The sequence below is a fragment of the Aeromonas aquatilis genome (assembly GCF_054052405.1).
Map to the genome: position 1 here is coordinate 1 of NZ_JBSTYP010000014.1, position 26,106 is coordinate 26,106.

Annotated in this window: 29 protein-coding genes and 1 tRNA gene; 8 read left to right on the forward strand and 22 right to left on the reverse strand. The window is 57.0% G+C overall.

Going from position 1 to position 26,106, the window contains the following annotated elements:
• The 4 genes from ACW5W8_RS07140 to ACW5W8_RS07155 all read left to right on the forward strand — a co-directional run.
• Positions 1–187, forward strand: a 187-nt coding sequence (locus ACW5W8_RS07140; RefSeq protein ID WP_498627085.1) for a hypothetical protein, incomplete at its 5' end; no start/stop codon positions are given.
• Positions 188–257: 70 nt separating this feature from the next.
• Positions 258–629, forward strand: a complete 372-nt coding sequence (locus ACW5W8_RS07145) for a hypothetical protein (protein WP_139737368.1) — start codon at positions 258–260, stop codon at positions 627–629.
• 134 nt (positions 630–763) lie between these two features.
• Complete coding sequence (locus ACW5W8_RS07150) at positions 764–1,441, forward strand: hypothetical protein (protein WP_498627087.1); 678 nt, start codon at positions 764–766, stop codon at positions 1,439–1,441.
• Between the two features lie 170 nt (positions 1,442–1,611).
• Positions 1,612–2,529 (forward strand): hypothetical protein, encoded by a 918-nt coding sequence (locus ACW5W8_RS07155; RefSeq protein WP_498627089.1) that lies wholly within the window; start codon positions 1,612–1,614, stop codon positions 2,527–2,529.
• 99 nt (positions 2,530–2,628) lie between these two features.
• On the opposite strand, the gene ACW5W8_RS07160 is transcribed toward ACW5W8_RS07155, so the two are convergent.
• The 5 genes from ACW5W8_RS07160 to ACW5W8_RS07180 form a co-directional block, all read right to left on the reverse strand.
• Positions 2,629–3,120, reverse strand: coding sequence for a tyrosine-type recombinase/integrase (locus ACW5W8_RS07160; RefSeq protein WP_498627090.1), 492 nt, complete (start codon positions 3,118–3,120; stop codon positions 2,629–2,631).
• A 440-nt stretch (positions 3,121–3,560) separates the two neighbouring features.
• Positions 3,561–4,397, reverse strand: coding sequence for a replication protein C, IncQ-type (gene repC / locus ACW5W8_RS07165; RefSeq protein ID WP_323916711.1), 837 nt, complete (start codon positions 4,395–4,397; stop codon positions 3,561–3,563).
• Positions 4,387–5,253 (reverse strand): helicase RepA family protein, encoded by an 867-nt coding sequence (locus ACW5W8_RS07170; RefSeq protein WP_461853967.1) that lies wholly within the window; start codon positions 5,251–5,253, stop codon positions 4,387–4,389. The genes repC and ACW5W8_RS07170 overlap by 11 nt, the downstream gene beginning before the upstream one ends.
• Before the next feature lie 640 nt (positions 5,254–5,893).
• Positions 5,894–5,970, reverse strand: a tRNA-Thr gene (locus ACW5W8_RS07175).
• A gap of 89 nt (positions 5,971–6,059) precedes the next feature.
• A complete protein-coding gene (locus ACW5W8_RS07180) occupies positions 6,060–6,800 on the reverse strand; it encodes a phosphatase (protein WP_498627091.1) in 741 nt (246 codons plus the stop codon).
• A gap of 471 nt (positions 6,801–7,271) precedes the next feature.
• On the opposite strand from ACW5W8_RS07180, the gene psrA reads away from it, so the two are divergent.
• From psrA to ruvC, 3 genes are all read left to right on the forward strand, one after another.
• A complete protein-coding gene (gene psrA / locus ACW5W8_RS07185) occupies positions 7,272–7,925 on the forward strand; it encodes a TetR family transcriptional repressor PsrA (RefSeq protein ID WP_498627092.1) in 654 nt (217 codons plus the stop codon).
• Positions 7,926–7,973: 48 nt separating this feature from the next.
• The gene (locus ACW5W8_RS07190; protein ID WP_498627094.1) at positions 7,974–10,298 is read left to right on the forward strand and encodes an acyl-CoA dehydrogenase; all 2,325 of its coding nucleotides are present in this window, start codon (positions 7,974–7,976) and stop codon (positions 10,296–10,298) included.
• 156 nt (positions 10,299–10,454) lie between these two features.
• Entirely contained in the window at positions 10,455–10,976 is a 522-nt protein-coding gene (ruvC, locus tag ACW5W8_RS07195; RefSeq protein WP_005334512.1) for a crossover junction endodeoxyribonuclease RuvC, read from the forward strand.
• A 96-nt stretch (positions 10,977–11,072) separates the two neighbouring features.
• On the opposite strand, the gene ACW5W8_RS07200 is transcribed toward ruvC, so the two are convergent.
• Entirely contained in the window at positions 11,073–14,174 is a 3,102-nt protein-coding gene (locus ACW5W8_RS07200) for a glucosidase family protein (RefSeq protein WP_498627169.1), read from the reverse strand.
• A gap of 520 nt (positions 14,175–14,694) precedes the next feature.
• Between ACW5W8_RS07200 and ACW5W8_RS07205 the strand changes: the two genes are divergently transcribed.
• Positions 14,695–15,627 (forward strand): LysR family transcriptional regulator, encoded by a 933-nt coding sequence (locus ACW5W8_RS07205; protein WP_498627096.1) that lies wholly within the window; start codon positions 14,695–14,697, stop codon positions 15,625–15,627.
• 8 nt (positions 15,628–15,635) lie between these two features.
• Here the strand turns inward: ACW5W8_RS07205 and ascL are convergent, their stop codons facing one another.
• The 16 genes from ascL to ACW5W8_RS07285 form a co-directional block, all read right to left on the reverse strand.
• Entirely contained in the window at positions 15,636–16,316 is a 681-nt protein-coding gene (ascL, locus tag ACW5W8_RS07210) for a SctL family type III secretion system stator protein AscL (protein WP_498627098.1), read from the reverse strand.
• Positions 16,295–16,921 carry a SctK family type III secretion system sorting platform protein gene (locus ACW5W8_RS07215; RefSeq protein ID WP_498627099.1) on the reverse strand — a complete coding sequence of 209 codons (627 nt, stop codon included), beginning with the start codon at positions 16,919–16,921 and terminating at the stop codon, positions 16,295–16,297. The genes ascL and ACW5W8_RS07215 overlap by 22 nt, the downstream gene beginning before the upstream one ends.
• Positions 16,918–17,658: a SctJ family type III secretion inner membrane ring lipoprotein AscJ gene (gene ascJ / locus ACW5W8_RS07220; RefSeq protein WP_498627101.1), complete on the reverse strand. Its 741-nt coding sequence runs from the start codon at positions 17,656–17,658 to the stop codon at positions 16,918–16,920. The genes ACW5W8_RS07215 and ascJ overlap by 4 nt, the downstream gene beginning before the upstream one ends.
• A 6-nt stretch (positions 17,659–17,664) precedes the next feature.
• Positions 17,665–18,003: a SctI family type III secretion system inner rod subunit AscI gene (gene ascI, locus ACW5W8_RS07225; protein ID WP_498627102.1), complete on the reverse strand. Its 339-nt coding sequence runs from the start codon at positions 18,001–18,003 to the stop codon at positions 17,665–17,667.
• Positions 18,003–18,506, reverse strand: coding sequence for a YopR family T3SS polymerization control protein (locus ACW5W8_RS07230; RefSeq protein ID WP_498627103.1), 504 nt, complete (start codon positions 18,504–18,506; stop codon positions 18,003–18,005). Before ACW5W8_RS07230 ends, ascI begins: the two co-directional genes overlap by 1 nt.
• Complete coding sequence (locus ACW5W8_RS07235; RefSeq protein WP_498627105.1) at positions 18,503–18,856, reverse strand: YscG family type III secretion system chaperone; 354 nt, start codon at positions 18,854–18,856, stop codon at positions 18,503–18,505. Before ACW5W8_RS07235 ends, ACW5W8_RS07230 begins: the two co-directional genes overlap by 4 nt.
• Entirely contained in the window at positions 18,856–19,119 is a 264-nt protein-coding gene (sctF, locus tag ACW5W8_RS07240; RefSeq protein WP_498627106.1) for a type III secretion system needle filament subunit SctF, read from the reverse strand. The genes ACW5W8_RS07235 and sctF overlap by 1 nt, the downstream gene beginning before the upstream one ends.
• The gene (locus tag ACW5W8_RS07245; protein ID WP_498627107.1) at positions 19,112–19,324 is read right to left on the reverse strand and encodes an EscE/YscE/SsaE family type III secretion system needle protein co-chaperone; all 213 of its coding nucleotides are present in this window, start codon (positions 19,322–19,324) and stop codon (positions 19,112–19,114) included. Before ACW5W8_RS07245 ends, sctF begins: the two co-directional genes overlap by 8 nt.
• The gene (gene sctD / locus ACW5W8_RS07250; RefSeq protein WP_498627109.1) at positions 19,287–20,591 is read right to left on the reverse strand and encodes a type III secretion system inner membrane ring subunit SctD; all 1,305 of its coding nucleotides are present in this window, start codon (positions 20,589–20,591) and stop codon (positions 19,287–19,289) included. Before sctD ends, ACW5W8_RS07245 begins: the two co-directional genes overlap by 38 nt.
• A complete protein-coding gene (ascC, locus tag ACW5W8_RS07255; RefSeq protein ID WP_498627110.1) occupies positions 20,588–22,444 on the reverse strand; it encodes a SctC family type III secretion system outer membrane ring subunit AscC in 1,857 nt (618 codons plus the stop codon). The genes sctD and ascC overlap by 4 nt, the downstream gene beginning before the upstream one ends.
• A complete protein-coding gene (locus ACW5W8_RS07260; RefSeq protein ID WP_498627111.1) occupies positions 22,417–22,842 on the reverse strand; it encodes a YscB family type III secretion system chaperone in 426 nt (141 codons plus the stop codon). Before ACW5W8_RS07260 ends, ascC begins: the two co-directional genes overlap by 28 nt.
• A 15-nt stretch (positions 22,843–22,857) precedes the next feature.
• Positions 22,858–23,673 carry a T3SS regulon anti-activator ExsD domain-containing protein gene (locus ACW5W8_RS07265; protein ID WP_498627112.1) on the reverse strand — a complete coding sequence of 272 codons (816 nt, stop codon included), beginning with the start codon at positions 23,671–23,673 and terminating at the stop codon, positions 22,858–22,860.
• 119 nt (positions 23,674–23,792) lie between these two features.
• Positions 23,793–24,608, reverse strand: coding sequence for a helix-turn-helix transcriptional regulator (locus ACW5W8_RS07270; RefSeq protein WP_498627114.1), 816 nt, complete (start codon positions 24,606–24,608; stop codon positions 23,793–23,795).
• A gap of 347 nt (positions 24,609–24,955) precedes the next feature.
• Complete coding sequence (locus ACW5W8_RS07275) at positions 24,956–25,357, reverse strand: YscW family type III secretion system pilotin (protein WP_498627115.1); 402 nt, start codon at positions 25,355–25,357, stop codon at positions 24,956–24,958.
• Positions 25,354–25,587: a T3SS regulon translocated regulator ExsE family protein gene (locus ACW5W8_RS07280; RefSeq protein ID WP_498627116.1), complete on the reverse strand. Its 234-nt coding sequence runs from the start codon at positions 25,585–25,587 to the stop codon at positions 25,354–25,356. Before ACW5W8_RS07280 ends, ACW5W8_RS07275 begins: the two co-directional genes overlap by 4 nt.
• A gap of 2 nt (positions 25,588–25,589) precedes the next feature.
• Positions 25,590–26,033: a type III secretion system chaperone gene (locus tag ACW5W8_RS07285; RefSeq protein ID WP_498627118.1), complete on the reverse strand. Its 444-nt coding sequence runs from the start codon at positions 26,031–26,033 to the stop codon at positions 25,590–25,592.
• Between the last annotated feature and the right edge of the window lie 73 nt (positions 26,034–26,106).

The following is a 26,106-nucleotide window of genomic DNA, read 5'->3' on the forward strand; positions in this document are numbered from 1 at the left end:
AATGTCAGCCCGGCGGAGTTTAACAAGAGGTATTGGAGAACTGCTCAGGCTGCTTGATCCGGGACTGTCCGATCTTGTCAGGACACCTCACCCAGAGGATCGCTGGGATAAGACCACACTCAGCAAACAAGAAGGCAAGCCAAGTGAGGCTGCCGCCGGCAAGAACGAGAAGGGCAGCACGGAATAGGGCGGACACCAGTGACACCAGGCTGGCCAGCTGCAATGATGAACCAATCAATCAACACGGAGGGCAAGCGATGTCCTTTACTGCGATCACCCTTGAGGCCGCCCTGGCCATTGAACCGGCCAAGCTATCTGGCGTCATAGACGGGATACCGGTCAACCCGACCAATCCACCAGCCAGAGACATCAAGCACGACGAGCGTGAACCCGAAGAAATGATACTGTGGTGGCGCCAACCGTACCTGCAATGGAATAGCAATGGGCACTGGGATGTTCGATGCCTCGATGGCGGCGCATGGGATCGCCCCACGTTCATAGGCAACCATGAAGAGCTGGCCAGCGCCATAGAACTGGCTAAGAAGCCTACCCGCGCCTATGCCATAGGGGAGAAGCAGGCCTTAGAGAACGGCGAGGCCCTAATGAGATCGCTGGGGCTTGATGAATGAGGCAAGGGCGCCACATCGGCGCCCTTGCTTTTTGCACAAACAATCAAAATCACGCACGATATTGACTACTTAGGCATAAGATCGTAACCTCATGCTTAATTGGTTTGTTTTATGGTCAATTGGAGGTGCGTAAAATGGCATTTAGAGCGAACGACGAGATTCAGCGAGGGACGGAACGGGCTGTTCGGTATCTCACCCCATCAGATGGAAACCCGGCGCAGAGGGCAGATGCCAAGGAGCTGGTGCTCAAACTGATCGAAGACTATGGGCCAGTAGTAGATTCATATCCCGTCTGGCACCCAATAGTTGATCTGCCAAACAAATACGCCGGCATACGTGATTGGGCGCGAACAGCACCATGCGAAGACATCGGGTATCACGGGCTTGATCATACGATCTACCTGGCGAACGCTATCATCACCTGCCCCTATAGCCACGCCACCAAAACAGTGCTGAACGCCGCTGCAGCCCTTAGCCATCCTGACGGGTACTTTGAGGCAGAAGAGATAGGAATCCCTCTATACAACCTGAGTGCCACTCCGATGTTGATCCGCTTTGAGTGGCTTTGTGGCCTAGAGCCAAGCAGACCGATCCCCTCCTCTGTCGCCATCCCCAAAATGCTACTAAAAGAGCTTCCTCACTGGCCAACTGCCCAATGCCCTGAGACTTGGGAGGATATGAAGGACTACCTTATGGGTTCCCCGGCCGGAAGCAGGTCATCCCTGTTTGTTACTCAGGAGACTGGCCAGGCGATGAAAACCATATGGAACACCCTCATCAAAAATGGCGTGTTCACCCCACCGCTGAATTGAGAAAGGGTACCATGATGGCACCCTTTTTCATTCGCGCTGAATTCCAGATAGGACAAAGCCCGCAAGTAGCGGGCTTTGGCCTCAAGTTACAAGGGCACGTCTGTTTCCAGAAAACCCTGTGTCTATATAAGTTATTATATGCACTTTAAAACTCCAGAACAAGGTCTTTTATGCTAAGCCATCTGACCCAGCAACGCCTGGCCACTGTTAGACACTTTTTCAGAACAAAAGATGATGACGATTTACTAGGCTGTTACGCTTGGGCTCAGGCTGTTTCCTCCGGCCTACTGCCCATACTGGGTGACTTCGAAATAACCCTTCGCAATGCTTTGCATCGTTCACTCTCACTCCACTACAGCAACCAACAAGCAGACTCTTTCAACTGGATGATACCGCGCCCTAACCCGGCGCCCAACCCATTAAAACCGTTTATAACACCCCTTCACCGCATGGCGGTGCAGAGCATCCAGAACGTGCAGAGCGTGATAACCAAAAAGCCGGCCGCCACTCCAGATGACATAGTTGCAGCACTTCCGTTTGGATTCTGGGAAAACCTCATCGCCTCCCTTGATCACGTCTCTCACTCAAGGCTGCACCCCAACTTACAGTACGACATTCTGTCCGCCGCATTCCCTCACGCACCCCTCCAGCAGGGCCTAAATTTCGGAGATCCACAGTTCAAACAAGATCTTACCAACCTTCTTTACAGAATCAGAGACATTAGAAATCGTGTTGGGCACCACGACGCGATCTGGAGAATCCCCGAGTTTAACAGCTCAGGTGCTGCTGGCTTCACCCCGCGCCACCCTCGCCACACTGTTATCTCGATAGCACAAGCCATCGACAAGATTGCCTGGCTGGCCGGCTGGATTGACCCCGCCATACCTGTCTACATGCAGAGAACCAGCCACTGGTCTGCACTGAAGGCGCTGCTAACTCGCCAGGCGTTGGCCACGTATAGGTTTCATGGTGGATGCAAATCTCTACATCTTGAAAGCCCTGGGAAAATGAGGCGATCTAAGCCAGAGGGCGCTAAGAAAATTGTGAGCAGGATAAAGCAGCGCAAGCTGAACAGTTACCATTTCTAATTGAAGGACGCCATATTGGCGCCCTCTCTCTTATCCCACTCCTTGGCCAGCCCGGTGAGTTAAGCAAACTCACCGGGGATTATCCTTAACTCACTTGACCTACACCCGGCCAGCCCGACGCATCGCCATCGCCCCCTCGCTGGCCAGGATATCCCTGCAGTAGCGCAGCACCATCGCCTCACTACCCCAGCGGCCGGCCTGCATGATCTGCAGGATCGTACAGCCAGACGCAGCCATATCCTGGGCGGCGCCGACCCGGGCACTGTGACCTGTCCACGGCGCAATCCCCATCGAGGAGAGAGCCAGCACCTCGTGAGCCCTAGCAAAGATCCGCTCTATCGTCTTGACGGAGAGTGGGGCGCCGCGCTTGAGGGCTGTCTGATGCCGGCCAAAACAACCGAACAGGGCCGCTTCGCTCTTGTGAGCGTACTCCCGGCCGGCCAGCTGCAGGTACTCCATGATCAGGGATACTGCCTGGCGGGACAGTGCAATTTGGGGTTCTAAGCCGGAATCCCAGATTTTTCCGTCTGGCCCGCAAAGCCAGCACTGGCGAAGGTTGACGGTAAACAGTTGTTTCCAGACACCGTCCATATCAGGGCAAAAACAAGCTCAGAAGTGAGTGGAAAGCGCACGAAAAACCATGTCGGATAAGGAATGTAGACGGAAACATCAGCTTAGAGGTTTACCGGCAGAATTTTCTGTGGTTCCGGCGTAGCCCCCCAAATTGATAGCGTGACGATCCCCACTCAATCCGAAAATAAACAGCCTGCTACAGATAAAAAGACCAGATGACCAACTTAGACAACTAGGTCTATTAACGAGGTGGGTAATCTCAGTTGTGGCCCTTGCAACCCGTCCAAGGGCTGCAAGGGCCTGTGTCTAGTGGATTATCTTATGGATAATCTTGGATCACTTTTCCAAAAACACCTTAACTACATGTTTTGTAGAGATTTTAAGACCAATCCATGGGAATGAAAGTGCACCAGTTGGGAACGTTAGTGCACCAGTTTGGGAATGATAGTGCACTACATTTACTCCAAAGATCTGTTCCGTGGCCTGCGGATCTCCCACATGTCTTTTCGATATTCAGTTACCAACCAACCTATCGTAAACAGCTCACCCACGGCTCTACGGGCAATCTGCTGACGTTTTCTCATCGCATCAGCAATCGCAGGATCCGGCCAGATGTAATTGCACAGAGTATCCAAGGACGCGCGTCCTGATTTGCCAGGATCGATCCACCCGCATAGGCGTTGATGGATCAATCGAGCAGGATCGCTCTTGAGGCTACGCACTTCATTCATATCGATGCGAGCATGTGGCCGCCCACCGAGAACGGCTTCTGCAATCTGTGGGTTCAAGCAGATGTATAGCGCGTTATCATCCTCATCAAAGAGATGGCTCATCAGGTGGAAAGATGCACAGCGAGAGTCGCCTTGAATGACAACAGTGACATTGGACATCCTGATCAGGCTAGCCTTTAGGGTTTTAAGGTTTCTGCCGCTCTTGCATAGACCAATCTCTTCCAGTAGCTGAGTGATACGAGACTGCACCACCAAGCAACGGCAGTCCGCACTATCAAACTCCGATGCTAAGGCCAAACGAAGTCGCTTAGGAATAGCTGCTGATGGCGCAGAGGTCAGAATAAAGCCCTTGGGGCCGGATAGAGCAACCAGCCCTTGTAGCAGCCGCATATCATCAGCCCCTAACGGCTCAAAACCAATAAAACGAGCGCTTTGGTTCTGTCCATAGCTATACGTCACATCCAGCTTTAGCTTCTTTCTCTCCCCTCGCTTTAAACTGCGGAATAGACCAGGAGCAAGGCAGTGCATCGGATCATGGCGCGCGTGGGTAAGTTCAATAGCCATGAGCAAACCTCCTTCGCTCTCGCGCCTGGGGAGGTTCCATGAGTTGTACCGGATGTAATACGCCCCCTTCCTGGCGTTCAAACCATTGATCTTTGATCGCAGTGCCATAGTTCTGCTTGGAGACCCCAAAGCGCACAAACGCGCTGCGTCGAGAGTTTCCGATGGGTGTACTACTGCGTTGAATCTCGGTTAGCTGCTTTGCTTCTTCTTCCCCCATCCGCACGATGTAACCACACCATCGGATGTTATCAATCAACGCTGATGCGCCTCTGGCTGCCTGCTGCTGATCAAGACTGCCATCCCTGGCGCTCCCCTTGCTGGCATGATGCAAATAGAGCACCGCAGCCCCCGTATTTGCGGCCAGCGACTCAAGTCGGGTAATCAGCTGAGACATGTCCCCGTTACTATTTTCGTCCATCTGATGCATACGGCTGAGAGTGTCGAGAACAACAAGGCGATAACCATCTACTTGCTGTATCAGAGCCTTGAAACAGTCCGGATTCATCAGATCTAAACTCACCCCCATCATCGGTTCCAATGCGAGGTTTGTGGCAATAGAGGCCCTCGCTTTGGGCGATAGATGTTTGCCAAGCGCATGGACGCGATGACTAAGCACTGCCGCCGGATCTTCACCAGCCATATAGATCACTCGACCCGAACGGGTCGGACGTAGTTGCAACAGATCGCCATCAGACTCTTTGCAAGCCACAGCCATTGCGGCCTGCAATGCCCAAAAACTTTTACCTGTTGCTCCTGGTGCGATCAGTGCTCCCACGGTACCGGCCAAAAATCCAGACCATATGAAGTCAAGAGCCGGCGGCTCCTGTTCAAACGCAGCTAGTAGGTCAAGAGCCATGGCTTACCTCTTAGCGTTTGAATTCTGTGACTTTTGTCGTGCTAGCTGCTCGGCTTTGGTTGGCCGGCCACGCCGAGGCATATTTGCCGATTTAACAGGTCGGTCATCCAAACCTTGGCTAATGACATGTTCAGCAAGCCAAAGCTCAACATCTTCAGCACGCCAGAGCAAACGCTTGGTTCCTGGTAAACGGCAGATTGGGGGAAGTGAACAAGGGTTGCGAGTCGCGTCACTACGGATGCTAGCAACGGATTTATGCAGACAGAGAGCCAATTGCTCAACAGTCAAAAGTACCACGCTGGAGGTGGTAATAGAGGTTTGTTTCATGGTCATAACCCATCAAGGCGGCAAGGGTCATCGAATAGCTGTGCCGGTTAGCTAATCGGTAATTGACCTGAGCGGCACCATGCCCGGCCTTGAGGGTATAAAGAATTAGTGCCTGTCGTCCGATGTTACGTGACGAAATGAAGTCTACCAGCAGTGTTTTGCTATGTCATGCACTGGCAAGCGTCATTCGCCGCTATCAGGCCAGTGTGGCATGCCACAATTTTGCCACACTGGATCAGCTAAATGCTGCATTCCAACGCTCAGTAACGCATCAAACTGCAACACACAAACCACTGTTTTTGTTGATAAAATTTGGTGCCGGAAACAGGAGTCGAACCTGCGACCTTCGCATTACGAATGCGCTGCTCTACCAACTGTAGCTATACCGGCTTGTTGCTATCCACATTCATGAAAAATGACCGGCGTGTCAATCGAGCCAACTCAATTTTATGAGTTGGCTCATAGTGTTAGAGCGCGATTTACAGATCGGTAAACTCCGGGATATGGGCCCGACCGCGGCTCTCGAGGAAATCGAGCAGGGCGCGGGGGGAGCGCACCAGGATCCGCTCTTGCGGGAAGCCCGCTTCGGTCACCAGACGGTGGCAGTGGTCAAAATCGCCAAGAGTAAATGCCACGTGGGAATCGGAGCCGAAGGTGAGATAGGCCCCCAGATCTCGCGCGGCTTCGACTATGGCACTGCAGTTGCCTTCGCTACCCGGGCGCGAGTGAATGAAGGAGGAGTTGTTGATCTCCAGCGCCACCCGATAGTCCGCCGCCGCCTTGACCACCGCCTGAATGTCGATGGGAAATGCGGGGTTGCCAGGGTGGCTGATCATGTCGACCCGGCCGCTCTTGATGGCGTTGATCATCGCCTGGGTGTGGGTAGCCTGATCGCAGGGAGGGAATACCTGCTCATGAAAGCCCGCCATGATCATGTCGAGGCGCGACTCATAGCGCTCGGGAAAATCGATCTCCCCGTCGAGGTTTTTGATGTTGGCCTCGATACCCCGCAGGATCCCTACCCCATCCACCACTCTTGGCAATATCGGCAAGTTGGCAAAGTGCCAGACATGAGGGGCATCAGCCATCTCGGGACCGTGATCCGTGGTGGCGAACAGCTTGATCCCCTTGGCCCTGGCTATCGGCAGATAGTCGTGGATGGTGCTGTAGGCATGGGTGCTGGCAATAGTGTGAGTGTGGGTATCGACCGGGTACTTCATCTTATCTCCCCTCATATTTTGAAAGGGCAGCATAGCAAAGAGCGGCAGCGTGGGCCACGCCAGTGCTTGCCACACTTTGTCACAAAATACCGCGAAACTGACATAGTCTGAGGGACTCTGGCTGGCATACTGCCCCCGTCGATACATGCCTGAACTCGCATCGACAGTTTGCCGTCAGGATGACGCGAACTCACTTTCCCCACCGTCGCGCCCTGCGGCGGTTTTTTTTGCCTGCAAGCCGCAAACCGGTAACAAACGCGCAAAAAAAAAAGGCCCAACTAGCATGGAGCAGGTTGGGCGAGACTTAATGTTTAATTGCAGTGGCATAGATATAGAGTCCTGCTTTTTGACTAAGTTCCGCCCACTTTGCTTTTTTCATCGAAAAACATTCCGCTAACACTCGTTCACATTCTCTTGACACTTCACGTTATGAAACGTACTTTTTAAACATTCGTTTAAGTGAGGTGTCCAGTGAGTAAAATCGATACCAAAAACCGTATTCTCGACGCCGCTGAAGTGCTGTTTGCCGAGCGGGGATTCGCCGATACCTCTTTGCGTCTGATCACCAGTGAAGCCGACGTCAATCTGGCGTCGGTGAACTATCACTTCGGCTCCAAGAAGGAGCTGATCCAGGCGGTGCTCGACCGCTATCTGAGTCTGTTTATGCCGGATCTCGATGCCCGCCTGCGGGTACTGATGGAGCAAGAGCAGCTGACCCTGCTGCAACTGTTTGAGAGTTTTGTCGAGCCGCTGATGAAACTCTCGGCGGTGCGGGCCAACGGCCCGACCATCTTCATGCAGCTGCTGGGGCGCGGCTATATCGACAGCCAGGGCCACCTGCGCCGCTTTATCACCGCCCACTACGGCCCCATTCTGATGCGGATCACCCAGGCCATCTCCAAGGCCAATCCGGCCCTGTCGCCAGCGGATCTCTTCTGGCGCCTGCACTTCACCCTGGGCACCGTCGTATTCACCATGGCCTCTGCCGATGCCCTGCGCGACATCGCCCTGGCCGACTTTGGCCAGCAGCTCGATGTGGAAGGGCTGGTGCGCAACGTTATTCCTTATCTGGCGTCCGGAGTCGGGGCGCCCGTGGAGTCGACCAGGCTCTCCCTGGCCGTGTAACAACCAACAATAAATCAACGGAAACAGTGAAATAGAAGGAACTTCGGTATGATCACATTGCTTGTCCTGCTGGTGCTGGCGATAGCCGTTGTGCTCGGCGTACCCTCCATCCGTAAAAAGGTGGTAACCCGTCCGGTGTTCGGCATCTTCAAAAAGATACTGCCGCCCTTGTCAGCTACCGAGCGGGAGGCCATGGAAGCCGGCTCCGTCTGGTGGGATGGCGAGTTGTTTCGCGGCAACCCCGACTGGAAAAAACTGCACGGCTACGGCAAGGCCGAGCTGACCGCAGAGGAGCAGGCCTTTATCGACAATCAGGTCGAAACCCTGCTCGCCATGGTTGATGACTTCAAGATCGTCAACGAAACCAAAGACCTGCCAGAGCCGGTGTGGGACTATCTGAAGAAGGAAGGCTTCTTCTCCCTGATCATTCCGAAATCCTATGGCGGCCGCGAATTCTCGGCGATTGCCAACTCCACCATCGTCACCCGTATCGCGACCAAGAGCCTGAGCGTGGCGGTCACCGTCATGGTGCCGAATTCTCTCGGCCCGGGTGAGCTGCTGATGCACTACGGCACCCAGGCCCAGAAAGATTTCTGGCTACCGGGGCTGGCCAACGGCAAGGAAGTGCCCTGCTTCGCCCTGACCGGGCCGGAGGCGGGCTCCGATGCAGGCGCCATTCCTGACAAGGGGATCGTCTGCAAAGGGATGCACAAGGGTGAAGAGGTGCTGGGTATTCGCCTCAACTGGAACAAGCGCTACATCACCCTGGCGCCCCGCGCTACCGTGCTGGGGCTGGCGTTCAAACTCTATGACCCGGAAAAACTGCTGGGTGACAAGGAAGAGCTGGGTATCACCTGCGCGCTCATCCCCACCAGCCACCCAGGCGTGCGCGTCGGCGATCGCCACTACCCCATGGGTCTGGCGTTCCTGAACGGCCCGACTTTCGGTAAGGATGTGTTCATTCCGCTCGACTGGATCATCGGCGGCCCGGATTACGCCGGTCGCGGCTGGCGCATGCTGGTGGAGTGCCTCTCCGCCGGTCGCGGCATCTCGCTGCCTGCTCTGGGCACCGCTTGCGGTCACATGGCGAGCCGCACCGTAGGCGCCTACTCCTATGTGCGCAAGCAGTTCGGCATGTCCATCGGCAAGTTTGAAGGTGTGCAAGAGGCACTGGCCCGCATCGGTGGTCTCACCTATCAGCTGGAAGGGGCTCGCCGCATGACTGCCGGTTCGCTGGACTTGGGTCAGGCACCGGCCATCATCACCGCGATTTCCAAGTACCACATGACCGAGATGGCGCGCCAGATCATGGATGACTCCATGGACATTCACGCCGGTCGTGCCATCCAGCTGGGCCCGAAAAACTACACCGGCTACGCCTACATGGGTATTCCGGTCGCCATCACGGTGGAAGGGGCCAACATCCTGACCCGCAACCTGATGATCTTCGGGCAAGGGGCCACCCGCTGCCACCCGTACGTCTTTGCCGAGCTGGAAGCAGCGGCTGATACCGATGTGGAGCGCGGTCTCGAGAAGTTTGACGCCCTGCTGATGAAGCACATCGCCTTCGGCGCCGGCAACTTCTTCGGTTCCCTGTTCCAGGGGCTGACCCTTGGCCAGTTCAACAGCGCGCCAGTGGCCGGTGAAACCGCCCGTTACTACAAGCAGCTCTCCCGCATGAGTAAAGGGCTGGCCCTGTGCGCCGACGTCTCCATGCTGATGCTGGGTGGCGATCTCAAGCGCAAGGAGATGATCTCCGCCCGTCTGGGTGACGTGCTGAGCCACCTCTACCTGGCCTCCGCAACCCTCAAGCATTACGAGGATCAGGGCCGCATGGTCTCCGATCTGCCGTTCGTGCAGTACGCGGTGGAGCGCAACCTCTACCTGATTGGCAAGGCGTTCGAGGGCTTCTTCCAGAACTTCCCGAACAAGGTGGTGGGTGCCGTACTCAAGCGCGTGGTGTTCCCGTTCGGCGTCGGTTACAAGATGCCGGCAGACGATCGTTGCCACGCCATCTGTCTGGCCATGATGAAGCCGGGCGAGTTCCGCGACCGTCTGACCACTCTCTGCTACGTCGGCAAAGACGAGGCAGATCCGGTCGGTCTGATGGAGCGTGCCTTCCAGGCCATGGTCGCCGTGCAGCCCTACGAGAAGAAGCTGGTTCAGGCCCAGAAAGAGGGCAAGCTGCCCCGCAAACTGGCGCTGCCGGAACTGGTGGAAGCCGCTCTGGCCAAATCGGTGCTGAGCAAGGACGAGGCAGACAAGTTGCTGGCCGCCGATGCCCTGCGCTACAAAGCGATCCAGGTAGATAACTTCGCCCCGGGCGAGCTGGAGGGAATGGCGCAGGCCAGCCCCATCCATCACGCCGCCTGATCCTGACACCACTCTGTTATGACGCAACGGCCCTTCGGGGCCGTTTTTGTCATATTAAAGCCCTCTTTTTACTGTTCGTACATACAGTGTGCAGCCAAACTGGCCACAGTTTGCTATCTTGGCGGCTATCACTCGCGTTTAGAGCAATCAACACCCATGAGCATTATTTTGGGCATCGATCCGGGTTCGCGGATCACCGGATACGGGGTTATCCGGGTCGTGGGCGGCAAGGCCGAATACTTGGGCTCTGGCTGCATCCGCACCGATTGCGGCGAGCTGCCGGAGCGCCTCAAGCAGGTCTATGACGGGGTATGCGAGATCATCACCCAGTTTAAACCCACCGAGTTTGCCATCGAGCGGGTCTTTATGGCCCGGAACGCCGACTCGGCCCTGAAGCTGGGGCAGGCCCGGGGCAGCGCCATCGTCGCCGCGGTCAACGCCTATCTGCCGGTGAGCGAATACTCCGCCACCCAGATCAAGCAGGCAGTGGTCGGCACCGGCGGCGCCGCCAAGGAGCAGGTGCAGCATATGGTGACCCATCTGCTGAAACTCTCCGCCACCCCGCAGGCGGATGCAGCAGATGCCCTCGGCGTCGCGCTCTGCCACCTGCACACCCGCCAGAGCCTGATCAAGATGGCCGGTCGCGCCAGTAGCTCGGTACGTGGCCGCTATCGCTGAGCCCTTATGTCGCCCACGGCTCATCTCGGTACCGCTAAATAAAAAAACCGCCCCGGATCTCCGGGGCGGTTTTGTTTGGCCGTTCTATTTGACCGCTTAGCGGGCCGAGACGGTGATGCTGGCAAGATCGATCAGATTGACCGCTCCCTTTTGACCCCCTGCATCGTTGTAGGTGTCGTTCGCCTTCAGATAGCTCATGTTGTAGAAATCGCTGACCCGGATCTCATACTCCCCAGCGGGCAGATCCACCACGAAAGGCGTCGAGTCACGCAGCGGTTTGAGGTCGCCCTCTTTCATCACATGGGGCATCTGCACCACGCCACTGGCGACCACCTGGCCACCACGCACCACCGAGATCCGTTTCACCCCGTTGGTCACCCCCAGATTGATGGCATGCTGGGCATTGCTGTATTGCAGGCGAATGGCGCGCTTGCCATCGAGCTTGACCCCCTGTACCAGCAAGCTGTCGTCGGGGCGGCCCCAATCCTTGAGGTAAGGGACAGGAATGGCCCCGTCGGCGGCGCTCACGCTGCCAGTATGGGAAACGTTGGCCGCATCGATGGCGATACGTTGCAGCGCAGGCTGATAGCAAACCGGCTTGGCATGATGGGAGCGGTTGCCGGACTCCGGATAGACCGCCTCGGCACTGTAGCAATAGGCCAGGCCCGGCTGTAACACCATGTCGTCGACCCAGCTGGTCGCACGATCCAGCCCGAAGGCCACTTGCTTGCCATCCCGATAGATGTTGTAGCTCAGCGCCCCCTTGTTGACATTGTCCTGCAGGGCAACGACCAGCTTGCCACTCTGCTCGCTAACCCCGAGCAGGGTCGGCTCGGTCGGTGCAAACACCTGCCGGTTCTCGACATCCAGCGGCGCCACATCCCTGATCAGTCGGATCCCCTGATCATCAGCCACGGCGGCACCGAGCGTCACTTCGATCCGGTTGCTGGCGGCCAGCATCCCTTCACTGATCTGCTCCCCCACCGGGGCACCATTGAGGGTAATCCCGCGCACCGGATAGTAACTGCCCTCCCCGCCCAGCTCCGGCAGGTGCAGCACGATATCGATCTGCTTGCCACGGTAGTTGAGCCCCTTGAGCGCGGCCTCGGGCTTGGCCCCCATCAGCTTGTGCAGGTGAGCGGTGACAAACGGCTTGATCCGGATCCCTCCCTCTTCCACTTTGTAGCCGAAGGCCGTGTCGGTCACCATGCCAAGGTAGCCCCCGACAGACCAGAGCTGGCGCTGGGAGTTGATCACCGGCCCGGTCAAATCGGGATGGGTCAGATCCATCAGGGAGGGCTGGCCGGAGAGCCACTCGAGGTTCTCCATGTTGGAGAGGTTCAGCGCGGCGCCGCGCATCAGGGAGTCGATATGGTGATCGACCACGGCAACGTTCTGCACCATGGCCGCCGCCTTCAGCCCGTAGGCGGAGACAAAGGGCCAGATGGCGCGGTTATGGTAAACCGGCATATCGGGTTGCTGCGGGAAGTAGACCGGCGCGCCATAAGGGCCCATGGGATAGCGACTGATGATCTCTTTGGCCTGCGCCTCATCGGCAACACCGGCCAGAATGGCGAGGGATTCCCCCAGCAGATCGAACTTGTAGGCCGGGCTCTGATCGGTAGTGGTGTTGATCAGGCTGGCATACATCTTCTCGTCCGCCAGCCAAAAAGCGCGATTAATCGCCAGTTTCAGATCGCCCGCCCACTGGCTATAGCGGCTCGCCAGCTCATCACGCCCCAGTTCACCCGCCACCCGCGCCGCCAGCAGCAACCCCTGATAGTGGGTCACGTTGGTGGAGAGAGACTTGCTCATGCCGATGTGGGCGATATCGGCGGTGATCCACTTGGCATAGGTCTGGTCGCGCCAATCGAGGAAGGATTGCTCGCCGACATAGAGACCATCTGCGTTATCGAAGGCGGCCAGACGATCACTCTCTATGGTGTTGCTCAGTCCTTCAAACACCTCGGGCAAGAACGCACTGCGCTCGGCATCAGGCAGGGCGGCCAGCACCCGCTCGGCCCCCAGGGCCCAGCTCATGCGGTCGGTACTGATGGGCCAGCTGCCCCCGGTACCGGTATCCTGGATGATCTGGCGTCCTTGCGGGATCAAGCTGTCCAGATCGCTTGTCAGCTCGGCTCTGAAATCAGAGAGTTTGAATTGCAGGGAGTTGCGCGCACGCATGGGATCAAGCACTCCCAGTCCCAGATCGGTGGCGTACGAGAGATCCCGCGTCCAGACGTAATGCCACTTGGCGCCGGTTTCAAAGCAGTCACACGGGATCGCCTGTCCCCCGTTGTAACTGCCATCCTTGACCTGAGCCACGCTGTTCTGGCGCATCTCGTGAGCGGCCAGTGCAAACAGGGCATCAAATACCATGTTGCCGGAGCGCAAGCGGGGCAGATCGGACAGCTCCTGATAGGTGGTAAAGTTCTCGCCCGGATCACGCAACTCCTGAGTGGTCGACTGCGCATAGCTACGATACTCATCACTGGCCCGCTTGACCGAGAAGGTAGCCGTTTCCGTCACCCCGGGTTTATAGGTCTCATACTCGCGCTTCTCGATCAGCTCATGTCCTTCATGAGGATTGATCATGCCAAGGTCTCCCTCTCCGGCGACGCTAACCTGCAACAGGGGGGCATTCTCATCCTGGCTGGCATCTAGCAGGAACTTGTAATACCCCTCCTGGTCCACCCGCACTGTTGCCAGCTGGCACTGGGCATCGCAGCGCTGCATCTTGACCGGGTTGTTCAATGCAATGATGCCATTGAGCCCAAAGCCGATCCCCTCCTGCGCGGAGGCGATCTTTATCTTGTGCTCACCCGCCGTCAGCTTGGCCACCATCACATACTGCTTGTCCCCCTGATAGACCATCTGCAGGACAGGCTCCAGATTGCCATCAATCCCTTTCAGATAGAGACTCTCGCTGTAATTGGGGTCATCACGCACCATGGAGAACTCGATGGCCGGTGCAGCCAGATCGGCATTAGTCACCTTGACCTGAATGTCGAGCAACCCCTTTTCTGTCACCACCAGACGGTTGTTCTGCCCGTTGTTCTGGTAGTACATGGGATAGACCTGACCGGGGAAGATGCTGGTCTCCTTGCGGGAATCCGCAGAGAAATCGGGATATTTGGTCCACTCGGGGCCAGCCACTTTGAACGGGGACATACCCGAGTTCATCTTCAGGTTGTCCAGACGATAGACCCCATCCTTGAAGGTCAGTTTGAACTTGTCCTCACGGCCCCAGCCGCTAAATTCGCCAACCATATAGAGATCAAAATCCCAGGGCGCCTTCACCTCCGGTTTGACCCCGTTATCGCTACCGCTGGATGAGCTGTCGTTACAACCGGACAAAAGAACCCCGCCGCAGCATAACGCTACGGATAAAGCCAATGGACGAATTTTCATATTTTCCCTTCGTTACTTTTTTGTTTTGTTATTGAAACAGCATTGAGTAAAACCGTTTTTGCCAGTCTACGTGGTCAGCATTCGCCAGAAAAATAGACCACGTCACCATCGGCATAGATAACATCTATAACCAGATGAAATTACGTGATCCCCCGCACCAAACCGGCTATCAGGTGGTAAAAATGAATTGAATACAACGTGAAGGGAGCCACATAAAAATAGCCAGTCAGTGAAGGGGGATAATTGACAGCCCTGGGTGATTACACTAGCTTGGCGCACCACCCGCTTATGACCGGATACCATATTAGTGGACAAGCATCTAAGACAATTTATTGAAGTGGCCACCCGCAAAAATGTCAGTCTGGCTGCCAGGCAAATGGGGCTCAGCCAGCCGACGCTGACACACAACATGAAAAAACTTGAGGAGAGTCTGGGAACGACCTTGCTGGTCAGACACGCGGGCGGCGTGACACTTACCGCAGCCGGAGAGCTGCTGCTGGAGCAGGCGCGCGTGATGCAGCGGATCTACGATGACACCCTCAGGCAGCTGGCCAGCCTGCGCGAGCGCACCGCGCGACCGCTAAATGTGGGCACCGGACATGCGTGGTGGCAACCGGTATTGCAACCTGTCACCGCCCGCTATCAGCAGGCCAACCCATCCTGCGCCATCAACATTGAAGTCGGCAACCATCTGCGCCTGCTCGATCTGCTGTTGGGCAATCATATCGATCTGTTTCTCGGACATGAAATTCACGGGCTGGCCAAAAATTACAGTCTGATATTTATCCCGCTATTTCTTTCTCACGATGGGATATTTGTCAGAGCGGGTCATCCCCTCACAGGAAAAATATGCAGCAAACAGGATCTGGTGGATTATCCCAGCCTGCTGGTGACGCCGGATGAGGAAAAATATCTGCATCTGGTCGAGGACTTGGCGAGAAAAAAACAGGAACGCGCCGCTATGAAGCTGAATGACAAAATCATTTACAGCAGCAACTCCTTGCTCACCAGTATTGATATTATCAATAGCAGCAATGCAGTCATGCCTTATCCGGTGAGCATGGCTGGTTATTTTTCCCGCTTCGGTATCTGCCCGCTGCAAATGGGGGAAGAGTACAACAAGGGGACTATCGGCATTTATATCCCCCGCGAGAAGATCGATGAGCCCCATATTCAGATGCTATGTCAGGAGGTCCGGGACCAAATCACCCGCAATATCGCCCTGATTGCCACTTTCTGATCCCGCGTTTATCCCGCCTTGGTCTGCCCGGCTTCCGCGCTTGCCTCCGCAATGCGCGCTTGCTGCTCACCCCGCTTTTCCAGCGCCGAACTCATGGCGAGGGAGAGCGCCTCCAGCTGGCCGTCGAGGCTGGCATCGATGATCCCCACCTCGGTCTCGAGGATGCAGCCCCCCTGATCGAGGCGGGCATCGGCGGATATCTCGAGATACCCGATCTCGGGGAAATCCTTGTGCACCCGGGCGATCTGGTCGCGCACCGCCTGTACCTGCTCGGGATGCACCCGTATCGTCACCTGCTTCTGGTTGCTCACCAGCGAGAGTGCCTCGCGCACCACCTTGAGGGTAAGCGCCACCTGATCGTAATCGTGCAGGATCTTGCGCACCGCCTGCAGCACCACCTCGCTCATCTGCTGCTCCACGGTGCGATAGTACCCCTGACACTGCAACTGGGTCTGGTGGATCAGCACCGCCTGTTCGCGCCGGGCCTCGTCAATCCCGGCTTGCCAGCCAAGGCTCTTCTGCTCTTCATAGACGGCGCGGGCCTCGGCCACGATATCGGCCGCCTGGGCCCGGGCGGCCTCTACCAGCTCCTGCGCGCTCAGGTAGGAGAGGTAATCCTGGCTACGCAAAATACGCTGGCTTGGCGCCAGTTGCAGATGGTCACTCTTTATTTCAACAAATGGCAGCATTGGGGGGTTACCTGTTTGGCAATCTTGAGACAAAGCGCCCGGGCCAGTGGCAGCTGATCCGCCGCCAGAGTCCATGATGGCCCGGGTGGCGCCGGGGGAAGTCGCAGGGCGAGACGGCGGGCCCAGTCAGGGTGGCCCTCTGCAGCCGCCGCCAGCCAGAACTGCAAGCCAGCCTCCTCCAGCAAGCCCTCATCAAACTGAGTGGGCAGCGGCCGTTGCCAACCTGCGGGCCAGGGGCCGATCAACAAGTCGAGTTGGGAGAGCACGGCTCTGTGCCCCTCCTCCCCCAGCAGGGCGATGATCTGGCGCAGCGTCGGTGCCAACAGGCAGCGGCGGATCGCCTCTCCGTGCAGCACAGCTCCCAGACGGCGCAACAACCGCAACAGCTCGCTTTGGGGAAAGAGCGCCAATCCCCCCAGAGGCGCGGGCATCTCGTAACCAATCCCCAGCACCAGCGCCTCGAGCAAGGCGCCATGACTGGCTGGCAGCATCCGCCACTCGGGCAGCAGCTCCGGCACCCGCGCCCAGGATGAGGGCAGGTGCGCCTCATGGAGGTAACTGGCCGGGCAAAAGCGCAGCTGATAGGGGGTCAAACCGACCGTCATCCGCGACTCCGGCTCCGGTGCCACATGTATTGCGCCAGGTTGCTGGTCACCACCAGCGCCAGCAACAGGGCAATCAAGCCACCCAACCGCCATTTTGAACCTTCGCTCACTTCAATGGAGAACAGCGAGGTATTGCGCGGCATCAGCGGGCTCTGGCGTACATCCGCCGAGGGCACCAGCACCACGCTGATCCGGTCGTAGGCGAGCCCCTCGATACTGTTGTTGACCAGCTGCTTGATCTGCGGAATGTAGGTATCGAGCTGGATATCCGCCGCATGCTTGATAAAGACCGAGGCCGAGGCGGGCGAGGGTTTCTTGCTGATCCCCTCATTGCCTTCCGGCAGCACCACATGAACGCGAGCCACCAGCACGCCGTCGATTTCCGACAGGGTATTGGAGATCTCCTGCGCCTTGGCATAAGTGAGACGAGCCCGCTCCTCGGTCGGCGAGGAGATGAGGCCATCCTTGGGGAACACATCCTGCAGGGTGGAGAAACTCTCCCGTGGATACCCCTTGCGCTTGAGGGTCTCGATGGCTTGCGCCACGTCGGACTCCTCCACCAGCAGTTTGATAAGGCCATCTTTGTCCGGCTGCTTGTCCGAGGCGATCCCCTCGGTCTGCAGCAACGCCAGCATCTCGTTGCCCTCTTTCTGAGTGACCCCGGTATAGAGCTCCACTTTGCAGCCGCTGAGCAGCAGCGAGGCGCCAAGCACCCCCATCAGCATCGATCTCTTCACACTACCTCACTGGGTCTTCAACAGGGTTTCTACGTTCTGGCTCATCTTGCCCACTGTCTTGGCAATCAGCTCCTCCTGCATGGTGATCCGCATCAGTGACCACTGCATCTGCATCAGGCTGTTGGGGTCATCCCCGGGGGTCGCCAGCTCGGCTTGCAGGCTCTGCTTGGCCTCGACAAACTGCTGCTTCAACTCTCCCAGCTCCCCGAGCAGGGAGCTCCCCATCCCCTGGGATGTATTCCCCATCGCCTGTTCAAAACTGGCGACATGGGGCGAGGAGAGATCCACCGCTTTCAACTCATCCAGGCTGGTTACCACCGCCTGGGCAGAATGTGTAATTTCCATCACGCCTCCAGATCAAGTTTGTGCGAATTGCGCATCAGATTGTTCACCAAGCCATTGATCGGGATCAGGGTCCTCAGCTCGCGCCGGGCCAGTGCATCGAGAAATTGATGCTCCACGGGCACTCTGCCCTGTCCATCCCTGAGCTCACCGAGCAAGTTCAGCAACACCTTCTCCCGCCGCGATGCCAAAGGATCAAACTCCCGCATGGTTGCTCGCAGTTCCGGCAGATCGATGGCATCCACCACAGGCGGCTGACGCTTGCCAAAACACGCGATCAGCTTGCTGGTGACCGGGGCAAAAAGTTGCTTGCCAATCTCCGGCGCCGATTTGTCACCCTGCTGGTAGATCTTCCAGAGCCGTTCACGCTTGGCAGATGGCGTCTGGTCCGGCTCGGGTGCCTTGACCAGCAGTTGCTCTAACCAGCGTTGGGCCATGGGCTCGGGAGGGAGGGGTTGATACAGTGGCTGCTGCCCCCCGGGCCGATCGCTGCCCTCAATTTTCATGACGCCATCTGCTCACGCAGGCCTGCGGCAAACTGCTGCAAAGCTGGCTGATCACTCTGTTCCAGTCGCAGCAACCGTGCAGCCAGCGCATCCTGCTGATCAAGCCGCCACTCGCACAGAGCCAGCCAGGGCTCGATATCCGGCGTGCAGTGCTCGCCACCGAGCAGCAAAGCGGCCTGATAATCCCCCCGGTTCATCAGAGAGGAGAGGCGAATGAGCGTCACGCACTCCGCCATCTCGGATTCATCCGCCAGCCAGTTGGCGATGGTAGCCGCCTCCTGGTGGCAATGGTGGCCGGTACCAGCCAAGGCAAGCTCGGCCAGCTGTCGCTTGAGTTGAGTGTTCATCATCAAATCTTCTGCAAAATACCCTGCATCAGGTCTTTCATGGCCCGAGTCACGGTGGAGTTGATGTTGTAGATCACCGACCATTTGTTGATCTTGTGCTGCAACTCGGCCAGCAAGGCCGGGTTGTCCGGATTAGCCTTCATGTCATCGATGGCCTTGTTGACGCCTTGGTTACTCTCATTTGCCTGATCTTTCAACGCCTTGGCAATACTGTCCAATGTATTGTTACTGGTGCCCCCGTCGATAAAAAAACGCTCACTAGGCATAATAGTTCTCCTCTATTTTATCAATGATCTTGAGCCCCGCCTCGATGGCGTCGCCCTGCTGTTGCCACTCCCGATACTGCAGCGGGGTTCCCCCGCGCAGCAGTTGTCGCTTCACCTCTCCCTGCGCCTGAACAAGCTGGTCATGCAGCTCGCGGGTAAAGACAGGATCAGCGCCGGACAGTCTCGCTTCCAAACTGGTCATCATGCCGCTCGGCTCCTTTTAACTTGACGATATATTGCTGCTTGCCCTTGCTCACAACCACCGCATCGCGGCGAATGGCCAGCACTCGCACCCCGCTGGCAGTTGCGGCCCCGACCGGATAGCGCTGATTGTCAGCGAGGATCACATAGGGCATCCGGCCAAACGAAACACTGCGCACCTCGAACTCCAGCTCTTCCTGACGTGAAGTGCGGCTCAGGTTGTTAAACTCAAGTACCGGATGAGAACCAAATTCCCGGCGAAACAGCTGGTTGACCTGCTGAAACTGGCCAAGTTGGCGCTCATCCAGCTGGCCGGAGAGTTCGAGTCGTCCACTCGTCTCACGCACCCGCAATGCCCCAGCCAGCCCCTGCTCCTGTAGCAAGACATCGAGGCGCTTGCGATAGGCCCCGACAATCTGTATCTGATTCTCAACCCCCAGCAGACCGGGAACCTCCTGCTTGAGTAGTGATTCTATAGAGACCAGCTTGTCATCCTGTCTCTGAATTTCACCGCTCAGCTTGAGCCAGCCGGGTTCCTTGCCATTGCGGATATGCAACTGTTCATAACCCAGCTTGTGCAAGATAAAACCGGCCCCCTGCCGTAGATCTTCCATGGTGCGCAGCTCCAGCTTATAAGTGAAACTGTTGCTGTCGAGGTACTGCTGCAAGGCAAGACGCACGCTGTTCTCATCGACGTAACCCGAGAGTTGCCACAGCTCGGGATCACTGCTGTTCAGCACCACCTGACGGTAGTTTGGTGCGGCCAGAAAGCGCTTCAATGCCTGCTCACTGCGGGCGGATTCGTTCTCGTCGGCGCCATGCCACCAGCCCGAGCCGAGCAGCAAGACCACGGCGACCACCAGACTCAGGCAGAGGGCCCCCATCCAGACATCGGCGCCCGCTGCCCGCCGCCGCGGCGCACGAGAAGGAGTAACCACCGCCGCCAGAGCCTCAAGCTGTTCGGGTAGCGAACGACTGTTGTCACAGAAGCTCCAGAGCAGCGGGCCTGCCTCCAGGCGCGTCCCCGCCCTGAGCGTCTCTCCCGCGGTCAGGGCAACACCGTCCTGAGTCGGGGTAATACCGTCCGCCCAGGCTTGCAGAGTGATCCCTCCACCACTCACCAGCAGTACCAGATGCTCGGCGGCCATCCCTTCATCCACCAGCACCAGATCGGCCTTGAGGGGATCGGAGCCGATAACCAGACGCCCCTCCGGCAGAGGAACTTCTACCCCGCGGTTGAGCCCGCGATATACGCGGCACTTCCAGCTCATCGGGTTGCGCCCTCATTGCCCGCCTGCACACACGAGCTGACGGCCGGTGTACATTTTTGATCCTTGTTCATTTCGACCAGACGCCACCCCTGCTCGTCACCCATCTGGCACTGGGTAAGGAAGGAGCTCTTGCCCCCCTGACGCAACAGTTGCTGCACTTCCCTCGCCGCAGCCAGCGGCTGACACTGGGCAGCACCCAGCACCTTGCCAAGGGAGAGGCTCTGGTTGGAAAATTCATCAACCCCCAGCATACCGGCTCGCAAATCCTGACCATTGCCGAGGGCCAGATAGTGGGCGATACCGTCATCAATCAGTCGCGGCTCGATGATAAAGAGCCGCACCGAACGACGGGTCTGGGTATTCTTGCTGCGAAACAGCGCCCCCAGATAGGGGATGTCGCCGAGGAAGGGCACCTTGCTCAGGCTCTCGCTCATCTCGTCACGGTAGATACCGCCGATCAGCAGACTCTGGCCATGGCCGACCCGGGCTATGGTATCAACCACGGTACGACTGATGGTCGGGATCCCGTCGATGCCAGAACTGTTTGGCTTCTGGTTGCCATCCTCGATATGGAGACTCAGACTAACCTCTGGCCTGTCACCCATCTGGATCACCCGCGGGGTCATCCGCAGCATGGTGCCATAGGTTATTGGCTTCACCTCAGCCACCCGCTCACCCGTGATTTTGACGTAGTAGGTTTCGCTGTGGTCGATCACCGCCTGGGTATTTTCCTGGGTCAGCAGAGTCGGACGGGAGACCACTTGGGCATTACCCTCGTTCTCCAGCAAATTGACCCGAGCCAGCAGATAGTCGAGCCCCTTGGAATCAACCAGACTACCGAGCGCTGCGCCTCCTTCGATCCCCGCACGATCGCCGGTGGTCTTGATGACCACCTGCTGGTTGGAACCGGTCCGGATCCCCACCCGCCAATCCACCCCCAGCTGGGAGAGATCCTCGGCATTGATGTCGATGATGGAGAGCGCCACTTCGATACGGGCCGCCGGTTTGTCCAGCGCCGCAATCAGCTTACGGTACATCTCCATCCGCTCCGGGGCATCACGCACGATCACCGCGTTGAGGGAAGGGTCGGCCTGCACGATGGCCTGGCCGGAGGCCACCGCCCCCTCTTTCTCGTTACCCTCACCGTTGACCATCTGCACCCCTGCATCGCTGAGCAGTTTGGCCAGAATGGTCGCCAGACCGGGTGCCGCCACTTCGGTATCACGATACTGGATAGAGCGGTCGGTGGCCGAGGCGTACTTGAGCGGGAAGATCTCGATGGCCAGCGGCCCGGTCTTCTCGCTGCGCAGTTGGGACTGCTGTTCCAGCGCCACCGCAGTCTGCTCGATAAGCTCAAGGTAACGGGGCGGGCCCGAGACATAGACCAGCCGGTTATCGGCATCGGGGCGCCAACCAAAACGCGGCTCCCAGATCCCGGCACGCTGCAGCGCCTGCTTCAGTTCGGCGGCGCCGGTCTGCTCCAGATTGATGAGACGGGACTGCACTTCGCTGTTCTTGAAGACATAGAGCACATTGCCGTCGTAGTACCAGACCAGGTTGTAGAGGGAAGAAAGCTGCTGCAAAAAGGCGAGCGGCTCGTCATGTTCGAACTGGCCGTTGACCGAGTCGTTGACCTTGTCGCTGACCACCACAGATACCTCGTAGTTGGCACCGAAGTTGACCAGCACATCGCGCAGACTCTCCCCTTCTGCCACATAGCTATAGGGCATGGGCACCCAGTCCAGCTCCTGAGCCATAGCGGGACGCTGCCACAGCATCACGGCGAGGCAGAGCCACAACAGGGGGCGCAGCAAGGGTTGCACGCTCAAGGGTGCCATATCATCTGTCTCCATTGGGGGGCCAGCGCGGCCTCGGTCAATTGGGGTTCCAGCCGCTCCAGCAGGGTTATGTGCTGACTCAGCCGCTCTGCCAGCTGTTGCTCGTCGAGCCACTCCAGCGCGAGTCGCGCCTCCAGTTGCAGATTGCCAAGCTCGTCCAGCACCAGGGCGTGAGGGGTATGACGGCCCCAGGCCACCACCTGTTGCAACAGGCACTTGAGCAGCGCCGGATCATGGGCCTCGGCCCCGCTCATTCGGCTGCTCGCAAGGGGGGTGCTCAACAGCAATTCACCGCTTCTCGGGGTTAGAAAGAGAGGGTAACCATCGAGCCGCAGATGATATTTTCCCTGTGCATCGGCGATAAAAGGGCCTTGGCCAAGGGTTGCGGCCAATCGATTCAGTAAAGTTTGCATAGTTCCTCGGGCTATCTAGGGCTCGGCAGGCTGCCAGTAGAAGTGATCCTGACCCAGGGCAATACCCCGATCGACCAGCCACTCGTGCAACGTAATGGCCACGTCGTCCTGGTGGGGTAGCGCCTGCAGGGCGCGCCAGAACACCTCGAGCTCCAGCGGCACCGGCATCAGCTGATCCGGATCTCCCTCCTTGCTCGTTTGCGCATACCAGGCGGGCCAGGCAAGCTGGAGACGCGCCTCGCAATCGGCCTGCAATTGCACAAGCTCCTGCTCGCGCTGACTCAACTGCTCAAGCTGGCCGGCGATCCGGCTCTCCAGATCCGCCGGCACCTCGACCACTGTCTGCCAGAACACGGCCTGGGCATTGAGCTGTCGCCGCATCACCTGCAGTTGCTCCAGCTCGTTGAGCCAGGCGCCGTAGAGCGGTTCCAGACGCTGTACCCACCAACGGTGCAAGGGATAGAGCACCCAGTGCCACAACAAGGGGCGATCGGCCAGATTGATGCGATCTCCCAGCTGTTGCATCCAGTCGCAGCGCTCGCTACCCGCCAGCCGCAGGATCTGTTGCAGTTCCTCCCGTGAGACCGCCAGCGCGGCATCCAGACGACGCCGAAACCAGATGGAGCCGAGCAGGCTCTCCAGCCGGGTTCTTGGCACCAGCCGTTGCAACAGAGCCATCTGCTGTGAGGTGACCACGCAGGCATCCTGATAACGGAGCACCGACAGCTGGCCGACCAGACGATCCCGACTCAGGGTATCTGGCTGGACAACGGTAACCCGACGACCTGCAAACAGGCTCTGGTTAGGTGAAAGGTGATCTTGCTGACTCATGCTATGCCTTGCTCATCTTGCCGCGGGCAGTAATGGGATGGTGTTGCGATATGCTGGCTATTCTATCCATTGCCTCACTCCGCGGCTTATAAAAAACGTCAGATTATTTTAGTCCGGCGTTAATCTGTGCCATGTCTGGCACGGCTTGGGGTACAGCCAAAACGACGTCGATAACTCTGGGTAAAATAGGATTGGCTGGAGAAACCGGCCTCCATCGCAATATCGACGATGCTTATTTCGCTATTGAGTAATAACTGATGAGCGAAGAGAACCCGCCGTTCACTGATCCAGGCGCGCGGAGAAACACCATATATCGAGCCAAACAGCTCCTTGAAGGTGGTCAACCCCATGCCAAACTCTTTGGCAAATTCACTCAGTTTCCACTCCATCAGATAGTGCTTTTCCATGAAGTGTTGCAACCGCTCGACCTGACGATTGCTCTGCTGGCGTAATATTGACATCAATTGAGGCCCCTGCTCGCCAAACGCGAGCAGAAACAGCAACTCTTCGGTGCGCAATTGGGCCAGTGCAGGGGGGTGTTCGTGCTCGGTTAAACCAAGCAGTCCCTGAATGCATTGGGTCAGCAAGGGAGATGACTGAAACGGCAACAGCGTGAGGGCCAGCGCCTCCAGCCGTGGAACTTCACTCAACAGTGAACCGAAACGTTGCAAGAAGCCTTGCAAAAAAACGTTTGAAAGAGGAAGCCAAAGCAGGCGGCAGGGGCCGTCACCGGTACAGACCGCGTAGTTGCCACGGCGCACGAACAGGAGTTCGTTGGGGGATAGTTCATAGGTATCGGTACAGTCTTGCCACTTGATCGATCCTTCAAGAAGAATATAGATACCCTCTTGCGGATGCTCAACGACGTTGAAAGCAGACATGCACCACTGGAGCAGGGCCATATCGCCCTTCTCTGTGGTAGTAATACCCTTCATATTGTGTTTTCCTGAATCTGCGTGTAGTACCAGTAACACCTCCAGAAGCAGGCTTCTCTTGGGTGTTTTAATATTGGCGTTTATTTTTATTTATTACTTTATTGATGAATGCATCACAAGGTGGATATCGAATTAATCACCATTGAAATGGATGCAAATCCTACAACAAGCGCAAACAGAAAAACCAGACAAAAATTAGAGTTAACGCACTATTTATCTATTGCTTAAACGTTTTACCTACCAAATAGATCACACGAAAAGATACTTCGTTACAAAAAGAAACGTTTGCCGTTAAATAAAAAACAAACAAGCCATTGATTAATATCTCATTTCATTTCAGGTTGAATCTACTGACATAATGGATAACAAGTTTTAGGCTGCAATTGAACAACCTTTTTCTCGCCATTAAAAATCTTAAAAATTTTCTGCTGATTCATGGCCTGTATCGCAGAGCCATCAATAAACCGTAATCTGGTACGCAAATAGAGCTCCCCCTCGGCTAATTGCAAGGGTGTCAATCGCAAATCAAACATCAATGGCAACATGGACACCTCATAGCGGGTAGCAGCCACCTGCAACGGACGCCCCTCGATCACGCTCAGCACGGCGACTTCCACCATGGCCGGACGGGGCAAGGTCTCAGCGAAATGCACCTCCCCCTTGAGTTGCTGTAGCGATGGCTTGCGCTCCGGTGTGGTGACACAACCGGCTAGCGTGGCTAGCAGTATCAGCGCCAGCAGGCCTCTCATAACACCCGGATCCGGCGATCAGACAGATGGGTATGTTCCCCCTGTTGCAGCCGCTGGAGCGCCAACTCCTGTACCTGATTTAGAGGAAAGTAGCGCTGCAGTTGCGCTGACAGGGGGACTTTGTTCGAACTTGCTGAGAGTGCATTCATGGTTTTGCCAGCAAATAACCCAGCCTTGTCCAGTTCACTCCTCTGTGCAGACAGGACATGTTGTGATTCTTGAATTTTCATGGTTATACCCGCACTCCCGTCACCTGATCACTGCTGCCTGCCTCCCGAGCACCGGGTTGCAGCAACTCCTGCCAGAACTCGGCATGCTCCAGCATGCTGGCGAGACTCTCTTCAAGATACTCCAGGGTCAGTCGGCTTGCCGCCATCTGGCGATAGAGTTGCACTGTCAGGCTCTCTTCATCGAAGCCAAAGTGGAGATCGAATTGATACCAGTGACGATTGAAACTGGCCAACTGACGGAAAATCCCTTCACCCACCTGATGCAGCTCGGCCACATCGACCTGCAGTACCAGCTGGTCACGCTCCGGTACCAGGATCAGACTGAGCTGCAGTTGCTCGTCAAAACAGAGTGCAGCCACGCCCTCATTATTGAGGGAAAGCCCGACCAAACCATAACGACCTCCAAACACTTCCAGTAGATCATTGATTGCACCTGTTATATCCATCTTCGCTCCCCTGTAATTGGCAGGATCATACTCAAATTACTTTCCAGCAGGCTGTCATCGCTCGAGGTTTTTT